This window comes from Xanthomonas sp. WHRI 6108, assembly GCF_040202385.2.
GTDB classification, from domain to species: Bacteria; Pseudomonadota; Gammaproteobacteria; order Xanthomonadales; family Xanthomonadaceae; genus Xanthomonas; species Xanthomonas arboricola.
The window spans coordinates 3,318,291-3,334,389 of record NZ_CP168198.1 but is presented as its reverse complement, the minus strand read 5'-3'; the positions used below and the strand labels follow the sequence as shown (position 1 = coordinate 3,334,389).

General features: G+C 64.5%; 12 protein-coding genes. 6 read left to right on the top strand and 6 right to left on the bottom strand.

What is annotated here, in order from left to right; all coding sequences use genetic code 11:
- Positions 1–377 precede the first annotated feature (377 nt).
- Entirely contained in the window at positions 378–1,721 is a 1,344-nt protein-coding gene (locus ABQ039_RS14100) for a serine hydrolase (protein WP_184608838.1), read from the bottom strand.
- A 369-nt stretch (positions 1,722–2,090) separates the two neighbouring features.
- Between ABQ039_RS14100 and ABQ039_RS14095 the strand changes: the two genes are divergently transcribed.
- Positions 2,091–3,452 (top strand): NTP/NDP exchange transporter, encoded by a 1,362-nt coding sequence (locus ABQ039_RS14095; RefSeq protein ID WP_184608840.1) that lies wholly within the window; start codon positions 2,091–2,093, stop codon positions 3,450–3,452.
- A gap of 420 nt (positions 3,453–3,872) precedes the next feature.
- Positions 3,873–4,226 carry a DUF1304 domain-containing protein gene (locus ABQ039_RS14090; protein WP_024939255.1) on the top strand — a complete coding sequence of 118 codons (354 nt, stop codon included), beginning with the start codon at positions 3,873–3,875 and terminating at the stop codon, positions 4,224–4,226.
- Positions 4,227–4,467: 241 nt separating this feature from the next.
- Here the strand turns inward: ABQ039_RS14090 and ABQ039_RS14085 are convergent, their stop codons facing one another.
- Both ABQ039_RS14085 and ABQ039_RS14080 read right to left on the bottom strand, forming a co-directional pair.
- Positions 4,468–6,942 (bottom strand): acyl-CoA dehydrogenase, encoded by a 2,475-nt coding sequence (locus ABQ039_RS14085; RefSeq protein WP_184608842.1) that lies wholly within the window; start codon positions 6,940–6,942, stop codon positions 4,468–4,470.
- Positions 6,939–7,862 (bottom strand): alpha/beta hydrolase, encoded by a 924-nt coding sequence (locus ABQ039_RS14080; RefSeq protein ID WP_349778017.1) that lies wholly within the window; start codon positions 7,860–7,862, stop codon positions 6,939–6,941. Before ABQ039_RS14080 ends, ABQ039_RS14085 begins: the two co-directional genes overlap by 4 nt.
- A gap of 137 nt (positions 7,863–7,999) precedes the next feature.
- Between ABQ039_RS14080 and ABQ039_RS14075 the strand changes: the two genes are divergently transcribed.
- Entirely contained in the window at positions 8,000–8,608 is a 609-nt protein-coding gene (locus ABQ039_RS14075) for a TetR/AcrR family transcriptional regulator (RefSeq protein ID WP_016902764.1), read from the top strand.
- A gap of 100 nt (positions 8,609–8,708) precedes the next feature.
- Here ABQ039_RS14075 and ABQ039_RS14070 read toward each other — a convergent pair whose 3' ends face one another.
- The 3 genes from ABQ039_RS14070 to ABQ039_RS14060 form a co-directional block, all read right to left on the bottom strand.
- Positions 8,709–11,480 (bottom strand): TonB-dependent receptor, encoded by a 2,772-nt coding sequence (locus ABQ039_RS14070; RefSeq protein WP_184608846.1) that lies wholly within the window; start codon positions 11,478–11,480, stop codon positions 8,709–8,711.
- Positions 11,481–11,720: 240 nt separating this feature from the next.
- Positions 11,721–12,554 (bottom strand): hypothetical protein, encoded by an 834-nt coding sequence (locus ABQ039_RS14065; RefSeq protein ID WP_184608848.1) that lies wholly within the window; start codon positions 12,552–12,554, stop codon positions 11,721–11,723.
- Positions 12,555–12,707: 153 nt separating this feature from the next.
- On the bottom strand, positions 12,708–13,598 hold the full coding sequence (locus tag ABQ039_RS14060; RefSeq protein WP_024939249.1) for an Hsp33 family molecular chaperone HslO: 891 nt from the start codon (positions 13,596–13,598) through the stop codon (positions 12,708–12,710).
- A gap of 74 nt (positions 13,599–13,672) precedes the next feature.
- Here ABQ039_RS14060 and mtgA point away from each other — a divergent pair, with 74 nt between their 5' ends.
- The 3 genes from mtgA to ABQ039_RS14045 are packed head-to-tail and all read left to right on the top strand — an operon-like array spanning position 13,673 to position 15,850.
- Positions 13,673–14,413: a monofunctional biosynthetic peptidoglycan transglycosylase gene (gene mtgA, locus ABQ039_RS14055; protein WP_184608850.1), complete on the top strand. Its 741-nt coding sequence runs from the start codon at positions 13,673–13,675 to the stop codon at positions 14,411–14,413.
- Between the two features lie 2 nt (positions 14,414–14,415).
- Positions 14,416–15,462 carry a glycosyltransferase family 2 protein gene (locus ABQ039_RS14050; protein ID WP_184608852.1) on the top strand — a complete coding sequence of 349 codons (1,047 nt, stop codon included), beginning with the start codon at positions 14,416–14,418 and terminating at the stop codon, positions 15,460–15,462.
- Positions 15,422–15,850 carry a CBS domain-containing protein gene (locus ABQ039_RS14045; RefSeq protein ID WP_184608854.1) on the top strand — a complete coding sequence of 143 codons (429 nt, stop codon included), beginning with the start codon at positions 15,422–15,424 and terminating at the stop codon, positions 15,848–15,850. The genes ABQ039_RS14050 and ABQ039_RS14045 overlap by 41 nt, the downstream gene beginning before the upstream one ends.
- Positions 15,851–16,099: the final 249 nt, after the last annotated feature.

The window sequence follows — 16,099 nt, the reverse complement described above, 5'->3', positions numbered from 1 at the left end:
CACCCGCCACCCGCTTTCTCCGGTCCAACGCTGCCGGTGGGCTGGGCCGCTGCGCCGCCCGCCCAACTGACCATCGTCTGTCCCGATCGGTCGTGCCGCCATCGATTGGCGTAGCGGTGCGGTGTGTTGGTCGTGCCAAGCGGGAGTAGATGCATTGGGCCGCATCGTGGGCAGCCACGCTCTCGCTTTTCAGTCAGGTCTGACGCGCTTACCCGACAAGGTGACTCAGATCTGCGCCTGCCATGATCGTCATCGCATGGCATGGAGCGATGCCCGGCTTCCGGCCACCGATGTCGACACGCCCGACTCGATCCTGCAGGCCGGAAACGACACAAGCGGCCGAAGCCGCCTGTGTGCGAGGTCGCCGCAACGCCAACTCAGCGCGGCGATGCCACCGACTTGCCCGACGAGGCGCCCTTGCCGGCAGAATCGGGGCGCTCGGCCAGCATGTTCTCGCTGCCGAAGTCGCCATCCACATCGATATCCAGCCAACGCTTGGCGGGCAGACCCAGCGCACGATCCAGAATGGTGGGCAGCATGCCGGAGGGCAGGCCGCTTTCGCCGTTCCACATGATCGCGATGCCGAGATCACGTTCGGGCAGCAACGCGACCAGGCCTCGATAGCCTTGCACTGCGCCGGCATGGAAGACGACCTGATGGCCGGCGTAGTCGAACACGCGCCAGCCCAGCGCGTAGCTGGCAGCGTCCACACGCTCGTGGCGCCAGCCCGAGCGCATCTCTCCAGGCGTGGAGATCAGCGGCGCGTGCAGCGTCGCCAGCAGCGGCGCAGGCAGCACGTCGGTGCGGTGGCCGGTGTGCGCGAGCAGCCACTGCGCCATGTCGCTGGCGCTGGCATTGACGCCGGCAGCGGGGGCCAGACGGTAGTAGGTCGGCTTGGGCGTCAACGACACCCAGCCATTGCGGCTGCGCACATGCGGGCGCGCCCAGCGCGGGCTGGCCTGGATACCGGCCAGACCCATGCTCGCATCGTTCATGCCCAGCGGCTTGAAGATGCGGCGCTCCACCGACTGCTCGTAGAAGCTGCCGGACGCAGCGAACACCACATCGCCGACCAGGCTGAAAGCCACGTTCTGGTACGCATAGCAATCGCCGGGCGCGCAGCGCAACGGTGCGGCGGCAAGCTTGTGGCTGAGCGAGTAGTAGTCGACGTTGGATTCGATATCGTTGTCGTAGGCGTTGCGGGTCAGCCCGACGCGGTGGCTCAGCACCTCGGCGACGGTGAGCTGCCGGGTGGCGACGTCATTGCTGAGCTGAAAGCCGGGCACGTAGTCCACCACCTTGCTGTCCCAACGCAGCACGCCGTCGTTGACCAGCAATCCAGCCATGGTGCCGGCGAAGGCCTTGGACAGCGATGCCAGACGGAACACGGTATGCGCATCGACCGGCTGCGGGTGATTGACGTCGGTGACACCATAGCCGCGCGCGCTCAGCACCTTGCCGCCCTGCACGATCGCCATCGCCATGCCCGGCAGGCGATTGCCGTAGGTCAACTGGTTGGCCATCGATTCGAACGCGGCCACATCGAACCCGGCCGCCGGGGCCAGCACCTGGCTGGCCGGAAGCGATGCACGGTATTGCAGCGGGGCGGTGGGCGACTGCACGACGGTGGCCGGCTGCAGCGCAGAAGCAGCCGGCGCGGGTGTCTGCGCGGTGGAAGAGAGGGCCAGAGGCAATAACGCCCCGAGCAGCCCGATGGCCAACGGTCGGAACCGTCGGCGCCTGCGCATTTGAGTCATGGTTGTCCCGCCTGTTCCACTGCCTCCGACGATTCTAGCGCCGCGCTTTGCAATAGCACAAACTGCCAGAAGATGAATGGGCATCGTGTTGATCCTATTGATGATTTTAGGTTCATAAATCGAACTGCCAGGACCCTCTGCAACGCAATCGGGAGCCCGTGCGGAGACAGCTGCAAGCGGCGTGCCGTCTCCGCAGGCAATCGATTTAGTCGGTGCCGCCCGCTGCTGCTGGTGATGCAGCGCGGCATCGGCTAACTTGCGCGCTTGTTTCGCGGGTGTTGCCGCTGCCATGTCCCTGCTGTCGCGCTCGTCGATGCGAGCGAGCCTTACCCGATGACCAGCCTGTCTTCGCCGCGCTCTGCGGCTGGCCGTCTGAGCGTGGCATTGCGCAGCTCGCCGCCGCTGGCGTGGTCGTTCCTGTATTTCTTCTGCCTGCTCAGCGGCTACTACGTGCTGCGCCCGGTGCGCGAGGCGATGAGTGCGTCGGCGGATGTGGAAGCGATTTTCCCCACCGGCATGACCGCCTTCTTCGCCGCGCATGGCGTGCCGCTCAAGGACTTCACCCTGCAGGTGCTGTTTACCTGCACCTTCCTGATCATGGTGTTGCTGCAGCCGGTCTACGGCGCGCTGGTCAGCCGCTACCCGCGCCGGGTGTTCCTGCCGGCGGTGTATGGCTTCTTCATCGCGACCCTGTTGCTGTTCTACGTGTTGTTCGACAGCGGCGTGCCCGGGCGCGGCATGGCGTTCTTCCTGTGGGTGACCGTTTTCAACCTGTTTGCGGTGGCGGTGTTCTGGAGCTTCATGGCCGACGTCTTCAGCAATGCCGAAGCGCGCAGCTACTACGGTTACATCGGTGCGGCCGGCACGCTGGGCGCGTTTCTCGGGCCGATCCTCACCCGCACGCTGGTCGAGCGCATCGGCATCGCGCATCTGATGTTGGTCTCGGCCGGGTTTCTGACCGTGTGCGTGGTCTGCGTGCTGCGTCTGCGCCTGTGGGCGGTTGCGCGCGAGCAGGAGCGACAGCTGGGCTCCGGCGAGGTGCCGATGGGCGGCGATGTGCTGGGCGGGCTCAAGCTGATCGTGCGCGAGCCGTTGCTACGCTGGCTGGCTTTCATGGTGCTATTCGGCGTGGGCGTCGGCACCTTGCTCTACAACGAGCAGGCAGCGCTGGTACGCCGGCTCTACACGGACGCAGCGGCGGCCACCGCCTATTACGCCAGCATCGACCTGGCGATCAACGCGCTTACCCTGGTGTTGCAGCTGCTGGTGACGCGCGCGCTGCTGTCGCGTTTCGGCATCGCACCGGCGCTGCTGATTCCGGGCGTGGCGATCACGCTGGGCTATGCCGTGCTGACGGCCTCGCCGCTGCCGATGATGCTTGCGATCGTGCAGGTGATCACCCGCTCCAGCGAGTTCGCACTGGCCAAGCCGGCGCGCGAGACCTTGTACACGCGGGTGGATCGGGAATGGCGCTACAAGGCCGGCGCTGCGATCGACACCGTGATCTACCGCGGTGGCGATCTCACCTTCGTCTGGGTGCACAAGCTGGTGTCGGCATTCGGCTCCAGCGCGGTGTTCGGCGTCGGTCTGCTGGTGGCATCGGGCATGACCCTTGGCGCGTTCGGCCTGCTGCGCGAGGCGCGCAAACTGCCCGCAGAGCGCGATGCGGAGACTGGCAATCAGGTCTCCGACTAGGAGCGGTCAACAAATGGCCTGGCTGCAGGGCCCTTGCCCGCCCACCCTCGCGGGACACGCCGCAAGTACGTCCTTATAGGACATTACGCGGCATCCATGCCGCGTAAGGTCCCGCGACGGTGAGCGGGCACGGACCGGTCGAGATGGTCGGTGTGCACTGGCAAGCAGGGCATGACATGCATTAGCGATGTCGCTGTTTGGACTAGCCGCTTTTACCTTTGGGAGAGCGTGGCGAGCAGATAGATCAGGCTATTGCAGGACACGCCGCCGATATCCTCAGTCGCGACGCTCCGATCATGCATGCAGGTCCTGCACATTCCCCCCGTCTCTTGCCGGCGCGCCGGGTTCCGTCGCCTGTTCCGAGCAGCAGGGCCGCGATCGCGGCTATGCTGGTCGCCACATCCATCACGCCGATCCGCCATGTCCCTGTTCGCCATCGTTGCCGGCCTGTGCGTCGCTCTGCTGCACGTCTACATTCTGGTCTTGGAGATGGCGTTGTGGACGCGGCCGCTGGGCCTGAAGACCTTCCGCAATACTCCCGAGAAGGCACAGGCCACGCGCGTGCTTGCGGCCAATCAGGGCCTGTACAACGGCTTCCTGGCAGCGGGCCTGTTCTGGGGCGCGTTGCAGGCTCGCACCGACGTGCTGGGCTTCTTTCTGGGCTGTGTCGTCGTGGCAGGCTTCTATGGCGCCTACAGCGTCAACCGCCGCATCTTTTTCGTGCAGGCCTTGCCCGCGCTGATTGCCCTAGCGTTGCTGTGGTTGCCGCGCTGAGGCCGTGTGCTCGCTTCCTGTAGGAGCGGGCCTGCCCGCGATGAGGCGTTACAGGTAGGCTTCATCGCTGGCAAGCCCGCCCCTACCAGGTGTCCACCGGATTGCAGTTGCTGGGAACTGGTCGAAGACACTGGCGGCAGGCAGCGCAGTTGCGAGTGCTCGGCCTCCACCACAGGCAATCTCCACAAACGACAACGGCGGGCCGAAGCCCGCCGTCGTCTGCCGTCACTTGGCCTGCGCCTTATGCCGCTTCGCGCGGCTGCTGGGCCTGCGGCCTGTCGTAGTAGCTGGCCGCACGCAGTTCGTGCGGGTCGAAATCGTCCACGGTGATGGTGTCCATCATCATCTCGCGCAACTCTTCCAGCTGCCTGCGCTCGTCGCCGGTGATCACGCCTTCGGCCACGGCTTCGTCCAGCTGCGCGGTGAAATCCAGCGCCTCGATGCCCTTGGTCTTGAGCGCCTTGAGGAACTTGCGCTCCACCGGCTCGGCCAGCACGGCCTTGGCCAGATAGCTGGCGATACGTCCGCCCGGATTGTTGGCGCAGGGGGTCAGAAACACGCCCTGGCCCAGACGGTCGCGCGCTTCGTTCGGCGTCATCAGGATCGATGCCACGCGGTGTCCCAGCCGGTCGCCCGGTGCTTCAGCACGACGGCCCAGCGGGAAGATCAGCACCCACATCAGCCAGCCCACCGGACGGATCGGGAAGTTGCGCAGCGCCGCAGACAGCGCGGTTTCGATCTTGTGCACGCTGTCATGGAACGCCCAGGCCAGCAGCGGCTGATCGGTCGCCGGCGCGCCTTCGTCGTGATAGCGCTTGAGCATCGCACTGGTCAGGTAGATGTGGCTCAGCACATCGCCCAGACGGCCGGACAGCGATTCCTTGAACTTGAGCTTGCCGCCGAGCATCAGCATCGACACGTCGGCCATCAGCGCCAGGTTGGCGGAATAACGATCCAGCTTGCGGAAGAAGCGCCGCGTGTACGCATCGCCCGGCGCTGCCCCGATGCGCGCACCGGTCAGCCCGAACCAGAACGAACGCACCGCATTGGAGATGCCGAAGCGGATATGCCCGAACAGACTCTGGTCGAACTCTTCCAGGCCACGACGCGTGTCCGGATCCTGCGCCGCCTGCATTTCCTTCATCACCCACGGATGACACAGGATTGCGCCCTGCCCGAAGATCAGCAGGCTGCGGGTCATGATGTTGGCGCCTTCCACGGTCACGCCGATCGGCGCCGCCTGCCAGGCACGGCCGGCAAAGTTGCGCGGCCCCAGGATGATGCCCTTGCCGCCGATCACATCCATCATGTCGCTGACCACTTCGCGGCCCATGGTGGTGCAGTGATACTTGGCGATCGCCGACGGCACCGATGGCACATCGCCACGGTCCACCGCCGCAGCGGTGGCCTGCGACAACGCGCTGATGGCATAGGCCTTGCCGCCGATCCGCGCGAGCGCTTCTTCGACGCCCTCGAAGCGTCCGACCGACAGGCCGAACTGCTTGCGAATACGCGCATACGCGCCGGTGACCACGGCGGCATACTTGCTGCCACCGCTGGCCGTGGAGGGCAGGGTGATCGAACGGCCCACCGCCAGGCACTCGTTGAGCATGTTCCAGCCCTTACCGACCATCTCCACGCCGCCGATCAGCTGGCTCAGCGGGATGAACACTTCCTCGCCGTGGATCGGGCCATTCTGGAACGGCGAATTGAGCGGGAAATGGCGACGGCCGATTTCCACGCCGGGGGTCTCGCGCGGCAACAGGGCCAGGGTGATGCCGATGTCCTTCTTGTCGCCGATCAGGCCATCCGGATCGTAGGCGCGGAATGCCAGGCCGATCAGCGAGGCCACCGGCGCCAGGGTGATGTAGCGCTTGTCGAAGGTCAGCTTGACGCCGAGCACGTTGGCGCCATTCCACTCGCCCTTGCAGACGATGCCGTAGTCGGGGATCGAGGTCGCATCGGAACCGGCGAACGGACCGGTCAGGCCGAAACACGGCACTTCTGCGCCGACCGCCAGGCGCGGCAGATAGTAATCCTTCTGTTCCGGCGTGCCGTAATGCAGCAGCAGCTCGCCCGGCCCGAGCGAGTTGGGCACGCCGACGGTGGAGCTGACCACGCTGGAGATCGAGGACAGCTTCTGGATCACCTTGTGATGCGCCAGCGCACTGAAGCCCAGCCCGCCGTACTGCTTGGGAATGATCATGCCGAAGAACTTGTTCTTCTTGATGTATTCCCACAGCTCCGGCGGCAGGTCGGCGTGGACGTGGGTGATCTCCCAGTCGTTGACCATCCTGCACAGCTCTTCGACCGGGCCATCCAGGAAGGCCTGCTCTTCGGCGCTCAGTTGCGGCTTGGGATAGTTGAGCAGCTTCTGCCAATCCGGGTCGCCGGTGAACAGTTCGCCTTCAAAGCCCACCGAGCCGGTTTCCAGCGCGATGCGCTCGGTCTGCGACAGCGGCGGCAGCACCTTGCGGAAGAAGCCCATCAGCGGCGTAGTCAGCAGCGGCTTGCGCAGGAACGGCAACAGCACTGGCGCGGAAACCAGCACCACCAGCACGGCAGCGACGATGGTTGCGGTGAGATTGGCACCCAGCAACCAGCAGGCCACCAGCACACAGGCGCTCAGCGCGACCCAGGTGGCAAGGCGCATGCGGTGATAGGCAGCGATGCCCGCCGCCAGGATGACGAGGAGAAACGGTGCAACGATGCTCATGGTCTTGCTCCAGTGACATGCTCGGTAATGTTGGACGCTGCGATGGTGCCAACCGGGGGCAGTGCGTCCAGATAATGCAACACGGTTGCGGTAAACGTGGTGTTGTCGTCGCCGGCCAGCATGTGCGTGGCATCAGGCAGATGCACGTGCTGCGCATGCGGCGCGACCGACAGGAATTCCTTGATGGTGTCCGGCGTGACCAGGTCGCTGCGACCGCCGCTGATCAGCAACATCGGGCAACGCGCCCGCGCGGCGGCGTCCAGCAAGGTCTGTTGTTGTGCGTGCGGATCCTGTCCCGCCAGTTCATCGACCAGCCGTGGATCCCAGTGCCAGTGCCAGCGCCCGTCTGCGCGCTGCCTCAGCAAGGCCTGCAACTGCTCGGCCGTCTTGCGTGGGCGCTGTGGCAAATAGGCGGCAATCGCATCTGCGGCGGCATCCAGCGATGCAAAGCCATCAGGATGTGCGGTCATGAAACGCAGGATGCGCTCCACCCCCGCGGTATCCCAGCGCGGCGTGATGTCGACCAGCACGATCGCGCGAAACAGACCTGGCCAGCGCGCCTCGGCAAGCAGGCCGAACAAGCCGCCCATCGATGCGGCAACCAGCACCGGTGGCTCGGCCTGCTCGCCTGCCAGCACGATCAGGTCATCGGTGAACTGCGTGGCCGAGTAGGGCAGGTCTGCGTCGTTGAAACCGGAATCGCCATGGCCGCGCGCATCGTAGGCCAGCGCCCGGTAGCCAGCTTCGGCCAGTCGGGCCGCAGTGCTTTCCCACGCGTGCCGGGTTTGTCCAAAGCCATGTGCCAGCAGCACCGTCGGCGTGTGGTCCGCGCCCCGCACCGACACCGCAAGCGATGTCTCGCCAGCCTCGATGCGCGAGGTAGAAGCACTATGGGCGAGGCTAGGAGAAGAAGTGACCATACCTCATGGTATGGATCTGCCTATGCGGCTGTCAATACTCCTTCGTATGGACGGTTAAGCCATTGAATCGTGGCAGTTGTATGTCCTTTTTGTGATGCATACTGCAACTGACTCAAGCGTATGGTTAAATCGCGGCAATGAATGACATCACCGACCCAAGCCTCACCACGCCCCGCGCCACCTCCGGTCGCGGCAACCGCCTCAGCGCGGACGATTGGGCGCAGGCCGCACTGGACCTGATCGCCGAACAAGGGGTGGGCGCCGTCGCGGTGGAGCCACTGGCACGCCGTCTCGGGGTGACCAAGGGCAGCTTCTACTGGCATTTTCCCTCGCGCGATGCCTTGCTGCAGGCAGCCCTGGAACGCTGGGAAATCTTCGAACAGAAGGAAGTATTCGGCAGCCTGGAAGACGTCCCGGACCCCAGCGCACGCCTGCGCGCGCTGTTTCAACTGGTCGCGCACGAAGTCAAGCCGCACGTCATCTACAGCGAGCTGCTCAAGGCACTCGATCACCCGGCCGTGCGCCCGGTCATCGACCGCGTCTCGCAGCGCCGTCTCGACTACCTGATCGCCTCGTTCCGCCAGGCCGGCCTGAGCCGCACCGATGCCCAACACCGCGCCCGCCTGGCCTACGCCGCCTACGTCGGTTTCCTGCAGCTCTCGCTGCAACTGCAGCAGCCCAAGCAGGCCCGCGAAGACTTTGAGGCCTATGTCGAGCATGTGATCCAGACCTTGATTCCGGGGTGACCGGCACGCGTTGGATGCCGCGTCCGGTTCCCGGTTTTTAAACTCCAGACGCAACTACGGCCCCATTCGGGGCCGTAGTTGTTTTACGCCGCAGGCTCTATCAGAAGCGCTGGCGGTACTGCATGTACATGTAGCGGCCCGGCAGATCGTATTGCGGATCGAACATGTTGTAGGACGTGCTGTACGCGACCGGCGGATCCTTGTCGAACGCGTTGTTCAGGCCGACCGACACGGTTGCATTCCAAGGCGTGTTGTAACGCACCTGGATGTCGTGATACGTCGTCGCGCCGATGTGGTTACGCGGCGATGCGCCGTCGGCGGTGACGCGATCAGGCTCCGAGCAATACGCCTGGGCCAGCGCTGCAGACAGCGGGCAGACTTCTTCCATGCCGGACTTGTAGCGAATGCCCCAGTTGATGCCGAAATCGCCGAGGGACCAATCGACATAAAGATTGGAACGAATGCGCCAGTACGGATCCTGATTCAGGTAACGGCCCTGGAACTGCTCCAGTTCGGAATCGGCAGTCGCCTTGGTTTCCCAGCTCGACAGGTAGGTCGAATCCCAGCTGATGGTGAACTGGCCGAACGCCGTCTCCGGCAAGCGGTAGTTGATACCCAGATCCCAGCCTTCCACCTTGTACGACGCCAGATTCAACAGCGGCATATTGATGTTGGTGACGGTATAGGCACCATCGCTGTAGTTGGGGTCACGGGTAATCAGACCGCAATATTCAGCCTGCTCGCCGGCGCTGCCGCCATAGCACTTGTCCAGAATGAACTGTGCTTCCGGACGCGTGATCGCGTTTTCGATCTCGATCTGCCACCAGTCCAAGGTGACATTCAAGCCCTGCGCGAAGCTGGGGCTGAACACCAGGCCCAGGGTGCGGCTGGTCGAGGTTTCCGGCTGCAACTGCTCGTTGGAGGTGTAGGTGAACGGCTCCAGCGTCTGTTTGGCGCCGGTGCCTGCACCGGGCTGCACAAAATTGGCAGGCACGCCGGCTGCGGTGCAGTTCTGTGCCACGACCGGGTTGCTGAGCTGCCCAGCCTGGATCGAGCAGGGATCGGCGTAGGTTTCGAACGAGTCGGCGTTACCGGCAAACAGGTTGTTGATGCTGGGCGCGCGGAAGCCTTCGCTGTAGTTGCCGCGGATCATCAAGTCCTGAATGGGCTTCCAGCGGAAGCCGAACTTGTTGTTCACGGTGTCGCCGAAGTTGCTGTAGTCCGAGTAACGCGTCGCGAGGCTGAAGTCCAGCAGCTGGGCGCCCGGCAGATCGGCCAGCACCGGGACCGACAGTTCCAGATAGAACTCGTCCAGGCTGTAGGAGCCTGCAGTCGGGCGTGCGCCGTTGCCGGTGCTGAGGCCCGCCGCAATGAAGGCGTCCGGATCGAACTGGCCGCTTTCCTTGCGGTATTCGTAGCCGGCCGCGAAGGCCAGCGGGCCAGCCGGCAGGTCGACGATGTCGCCGCTGAGATTTGCGGTGTAGCCCTTGGATTCAACCGAGGACGAGTCGTGCGCGGTGAAGCCGGTGTAATCCAGCGCCGCCTGGCTGATCGAGCCGCGCGGGCCCAGCGGATTGACCGGGACGCATCCGGGAATCACGTCGCCACCGGGTGCGGTGACGCAGACCGGCACGCCGCCACGCAGCTCGGAGGGGCCGTAGGCGTTGTTGAGGTTGGCAAGGTTGAACAGGCCGTAGGTCAGATCGTTCTGATCGGACTTGTCGTAGCGATAGCCCACATCCCAGTCGAAGCTGTGGTCGGCAAATTCGAAGAAACCTTCCAGGCCACCGTAGAAGTGCCAGTTCTTGACGTTCTGATTGAACGAGCGGCCACCGGTTTCGATAAAGCGGCGGTTGACGCCGGTCAGGTTCTGGTCGAAGGGGTTGTAGAGGCTATCGGCGCTCAAGGTCAGGCCGGTGACCGGCATTGCCGCCAGCAACTGCTCCGACTTGCGCTCGTTGTACATCGCCTCGGTGCGGAACGTCACGTTGTCGGTGAAGTTGAAAGTACCTTGGGCGAACAGCGAGGTGCGTTCCTGCGGGGTCAGCAGGTAGTTGTCCGGCGCGGTGTTGTAACCGTGGACATTGGCCACGTAAGGCGTTTCGACGCCATTGATCAGGATGCGGCGCGCACCATTGCGCACATACGAACCCGGGAATCCGGTGCCGCTCTGGCCGCTGAAGAACGGAGGACCGCCAGCGGAGATCTGCCGATCGCCCGCCATGACGGACTCTTCCTGCACGTACGAAGCGCCCAGCAGCAGGCTTGCGCGATCGGTGGTGGTGCCGATCGTGAAGTCGTAGGCCTGGCGCTGGCCATCGCCATCGCTGTACTGGCCAACGTTGACGCCTGCCTCGGCACCGTCGAAGTTCTTACGGGTGATGATATTCACCACGCCGGCAATGGCATCGGAGCCGTAAATCGTCGACGCGCCATCCTTCAGGATGTCGATGCGCTCAACCATCGCAGTCGGAATGGTGTTGAGGTCGACGCTGCCGTCCAGACCCGTGGTCCAGCGGCGGCCGTTGACCAGCACCAGGGTACGTGCGCTGCCGAGGTTGCGCAGCGCGATGCCTGAGCTGCCGTCGCCGCCGTTATTGAAGGTGCGGTTCAGCGCCGCGCCGTTGGCTGCCACGCGCTGCAACACATCGGCAACAGAGGTGACGCCCTGCTTGTCGATGTCCTGACGGGTCAGCGTCAGAACGGGCTGCGACGTTTCAACGTCTGCGCTCTTGATGCGCGAACCGGTCACTTCGATCTTGTCGAGGTTGGTGGTGCCGGCTTCCTGAGCGATGGCGGTACCGGTACCGCCGACGCCCACGACAAGCGCGAGGACGACTGCATCGCGCAGCTTGTTGGACTTGCAATTCATTAGCTCTCTCTCCAAGTGATCTTGGGTACTGCCAAGGGTTGTTTGCCTGTCGGGGGTCCGAAAGAAGCGGATCCAAAACGTCAGGGTGAACCGATGGTATATGCGTTATGCGAGAAATTAAAGTCCCGTTAACGAAAAAGAAGAAAGACGTGAAAGGCTGCCGCAGGCCGAGTGCTGGAACGCAAAACGCCACCGGCTGCAAGCCGGTGGCGTCAGGTAAAATAGTTTAAAATCAATTACTTAGAGGTCTTGCTCATACCGAACGTACGGGATCGTACCGTCGCTGTTGCTCTCGTTGCTCGGCGCAAACGGGTTCTTGCCGCGGGAGATGACGTTCTCTGCGCCGACGGTCAGCTGGCCGCTCCAGGGGGTGCGCCAGGTCAGACCCAGGCCCAGACCTTCCCACTTTTCCGGCTGGCCGGGGACGTCGACGACGCGGCCGATGACGTTGGCGCTGAAGGCACCGTAGCCGCCTCCGACGCTCAGGGTCTTGCTGTCCCACTGGTCGGCGATCGCCGGCGAAACGTCGGCCAGCGGTACCAGGCGCGCGCGCGCATAGGTGCCGCCGATCGAAACGAAGCCTTCGCGGCCGATGTTCTTCTGTCCGAACACGGTCAGGTCGTTCTGTTCGACGCGGGTCAGCGGTGCCTTGCCGGCGCCGACCAACCAGGCCGGCAGGGTATCGCGGCCGGTACCGGCAGTGACGCCGGCGCGTGCGCCGCCACGGTTGAAGCCCAGGGTTGCCGACACGCGGCGCGATGCGGCGGCGCTGTCTTCTTCGTCATCGCCGATGCCTGCGAGCAGGCAGTGGCTGGCGAGTCCGTTGATGTTGGTGCCGCGGCTGCTGTTGCAGATCAGGCCCAGCGAATCGCCGGAGGTCAGGCCGAACGCCGCGTCCAGCGAATTGCGGCCGAAGTGCCAGCGTGCACCGGCCCTCTGCTCGCCGGTGGGCTCCAGGTACAGAAAGGCTTCGACCTTGCCGCTGCCCTTGTTCCACACCGGCAGGATGGTGCTTTCACGTACCTGCTGGGTCGACTGCGCATGCACACCCGTAGCCGCCGCAAAGGCAACCATCAGAGCAAGCGGAAGGCGCAGTAGGTGTCGCATACCAGAGTTCAGACCCAGCGGCAGTTGTTAAGTTCCCGGAAGCGGGCAGTCGGAATGCTAGGGTGTTTATGATTATTTAACAAGTACTCACGATCCCCGTATCACACCTGTCAATCCTTTCTACTGCAACCGTTCCGGCGCCTCCTGCAGGGGGCGCGCCTCGCTGAAAAGTACGTCCAGTGCGGTCAACGGAAAGTGATACTCACGCCCACAGAACTCGCAGCGGACCTCGACCTCGCCGGTCGCCTCGGCAGCGGCACGGGCCTCGTCTTCGCCCAGGGACTGCAGCATCGAGGCGACCCGCTCGCGCGAGCACGAGCAGCCGAAGCTGAGCGGCTTGCTGCCCAGTAATTGGGTGTCTTCCTCGTGGAACAACCGGTGCAGCAGGTCCTCGCTGGCGACCGAGAGCAATTCCGGTGCGCCCAGAGTGTCGAACAGCGCGCCGATGCGGGTCCAGCCATCGGTGTCGCCCTCGTCGCCTGGCAGCTTTTGCAGCAACAGGCCGGCGGCCTGATCCGGGCCGGCGGCCAGCAGCAGGCGGGTCGGCAGTTGCTCGGACTGCTGGAAATAAGTTTCGAACGCTTCGGCCAGATCCGGCGCCTGCATGCCGACCAGGCTCTGGTAGCGCTGCGGTTCGCGCGGGTCCAGGCCGGGATTCTCGATGGTGATGGCCAGCAGCGCGGCCTCGCCCAGTTCGCGCAGGTCGGCGGGCGCATCGGCGCCGTCGGCCAGCTGCACGATGCCGCGCAAGGTGCCGGCCGCGGTGCATTCGGCGAACAGGGTGCGCAGCGTCTGGTTGCCGCGCAGCTGCACCGACAGACGCCCGTCGACCTTGGTGTGGCCGGTGAACAGGGCGGCGGCCACCGCTGCCTCGCCGAGCAACTGGCGTGCGGCGGGCGGGTAGTCGGCGGCCCCCTGGATGTCGTGCCAGGCCTGGGTCAGGCGGACATGGACGCCGCGCACGCCGGCAGCAGGCAGCAGGAAACGGGAAAGCTGATCGTGATCGGTCATGGGAACATCGGACGTAAGGGACGCAGGTTGCCGGATAATGCAACGAGCATCGGGATGAAAGGTCGTAGCGAACAATGGGGACGGATGCATTGGATGGCAAGCAGGTGGCGCCACCGCGGCGCGCGCGGCGCTGGCTGCGCTGGCTGTTGGCAGCGCCGCTGCTGTTTGCCGCCGCGAGCGTGCTGCAGGTACTGGTGCTGCGGGTGATCGATCCGCCGATCAGCAGCATGATGGTCGGGCGCTATCTGGAAGCCTGGGGCGAGGGCGACTGGGATTTTTCGCTGCACCAGCAATGGCGCGACTACGACAGGATCGCCGCCAGCCTGCCGATTTCGGTGGTGGCCGCGGAGGATCAGCAGTTTCCGGTGCATCACGGCTTCGACCTGCAGGCGATCGAAAAGGCGCGCGATCACAATGCGCGCGGTGGACGCGTGCGCGGGGCCAGCACGATCAGTCAGCAGGTCGCCAAGAACGTGTTCCTGTGGCAGGGCCGCAGTTGGGTACGCAAGGGCCTGGAGGCCTGGTACACGGTGCTGATCGAGTTGCTGTGGCCGAAGCAGCGCATTCTGGAGATGTATCTCAACGTGGCCGAGTTCGGTGACGGGGTGTATGGCGCGCAGGCCGCTGCCCGGCAATTCTGGGGCAAGGATGCGGCTGGGTTGTCACCGACCGAGTCGGCGCGCCTGGCGGCGGTGCTGCCCTCGCCACGCCGTTATGACGCGCGTCGGCCCGGCGCCTATGTGCAACGGCGGACGGTATGGATCCAGCGGCAGGCGCGCCAGCTGGGTGGCCCTGCGTATCTGCAGGCGCCGTGAGCATGCGCACGTCCGGACCCGTGCAGCTGCCGGTGGCAGGAGACCGCCTGACGGTGGTGATTGCAGCCTATAACGAGGAGACCAGCATTCCACAGCTGCACCCGCGCCTATGCGCAGTGCTGGCGGGCCTGAGTGGGGTGCAGACGCATGTGCTGTATGTCGACGATGGCAGCAGCGATGGCACCTGGAGCGTGTTGCAGGCACTTGCCGATGCCGATGCGCAGGTGAGTGCGGTGCGGCTGTCGCGTAACTTCGGCAAGGAGGTCGCGATTTCTGCAGGCCTGGACCATGTGCTGCCCGGTGCGGTGGTGCTGCTCGATGCCGATGGACAGGACCCGCCGGAGTTGATCCCCGAGTTCGTCGCGCTGTGGCGCGCCGGTTACGACAACATCTTCGGCACGCGGATTTTTCGCGAGGGCGAGAGCTGGCTGAAGCGCAGTGCGGCGCATGCGTTCTACCGGGTGATCCGGCAGTTGTCGCGCACGCCGATTCCGGCCGACACGGGGGATTTCAGGCTGTTGTCGCCGCGAGTGGTGGAAGCCTTGCAGCAGCTGCGCGAGCGCCACCGTTTCATGAAGGGGCTGTTCGGTTGGGTCGGGTTTCGCCAGGTGGCATTGCCGTACCGGCGTGCGCCACGGCTGTCGGGGCGCAGCAAATTCACCGTGTGGCGGCTGTGGAACTTCGCGCTGGATGGCATCACCAGTTTTTCCACCGTGCCGCTGCGCGTGGCGACCTATCTGGGTTTGCTCACCGCGCTGGTGGCATTCCTGTTCGGTGGCTGGGTGGTGATCAAGGCGGCGCTGATGGGCGACCCGGTGGCCGGCTGGCCGACCATGATGTCGGTGATCCTGTTCCTGGGCGGCATCCAGCTGATCGCCCTGGGCCTGATCGGTGAATACCTGGGCCGCTTGTACGACGAGGCCAAGCAGCGTCCGCTCTACCTGGTCGATACCCACTGCGGCGCGGTGGGAGTAGGCTGCGACCACCAGACCAAGCGCGGAGCGGGCCATGCAGACCGTACGACAGCTGTTGGGGACCAAGCAGATTGAGGTATTCGCGGTAGCGGCAGACGCTGCAGTGATCGAGGCGATCCGGCTGATGGCCGACAAAGGCATCGGCGCGGTGTTGGTGATGGACGGGCCACGCCTGGTCGGCATCGTGTCCGAGCGCGATTACGCGCGCAAGGTGGTGCTGCGCGATCGCGCCTCATCGACCACCAGCGTTGCCGACATCATGAGCACTCAGGTGGTGACAGTGTCGCCGTCGGACACGGTGGAGCGCTGCATGCAGTTGATGACCGACGGACGCTTCCGGCATCTGCCGGTGGTCGACAACGGCCGCGTGCAGGGCGTGATTTCCATCGGCGATCTGGTCAAGGCGGTGATCGAGGACCAGCAGCGCGATATCGATCAGTTGCAGCGTTACATCGCCAGCTAGGGCCGTGCCGGCGACGTTCCCTGCGTCTTGTCCTGAACGCTGTTGATCGACATAGCTCGAGAAGTGTGGCGAGCAGATAGATCAGCTTTGGAGCGTTTGATCTGCGGCCTGGTCGCAAGGGTCAGTTGAGATGGTCGGGGTGCATCGCTCTCGATAAAACAGTCAGCAAACTCTCTGGTGCGGTGTTTTCGACGCTGGGAGTTTGCTGCAAGGCCATTGCCCGCCCACCATCGCGGGACACGCCGCAAG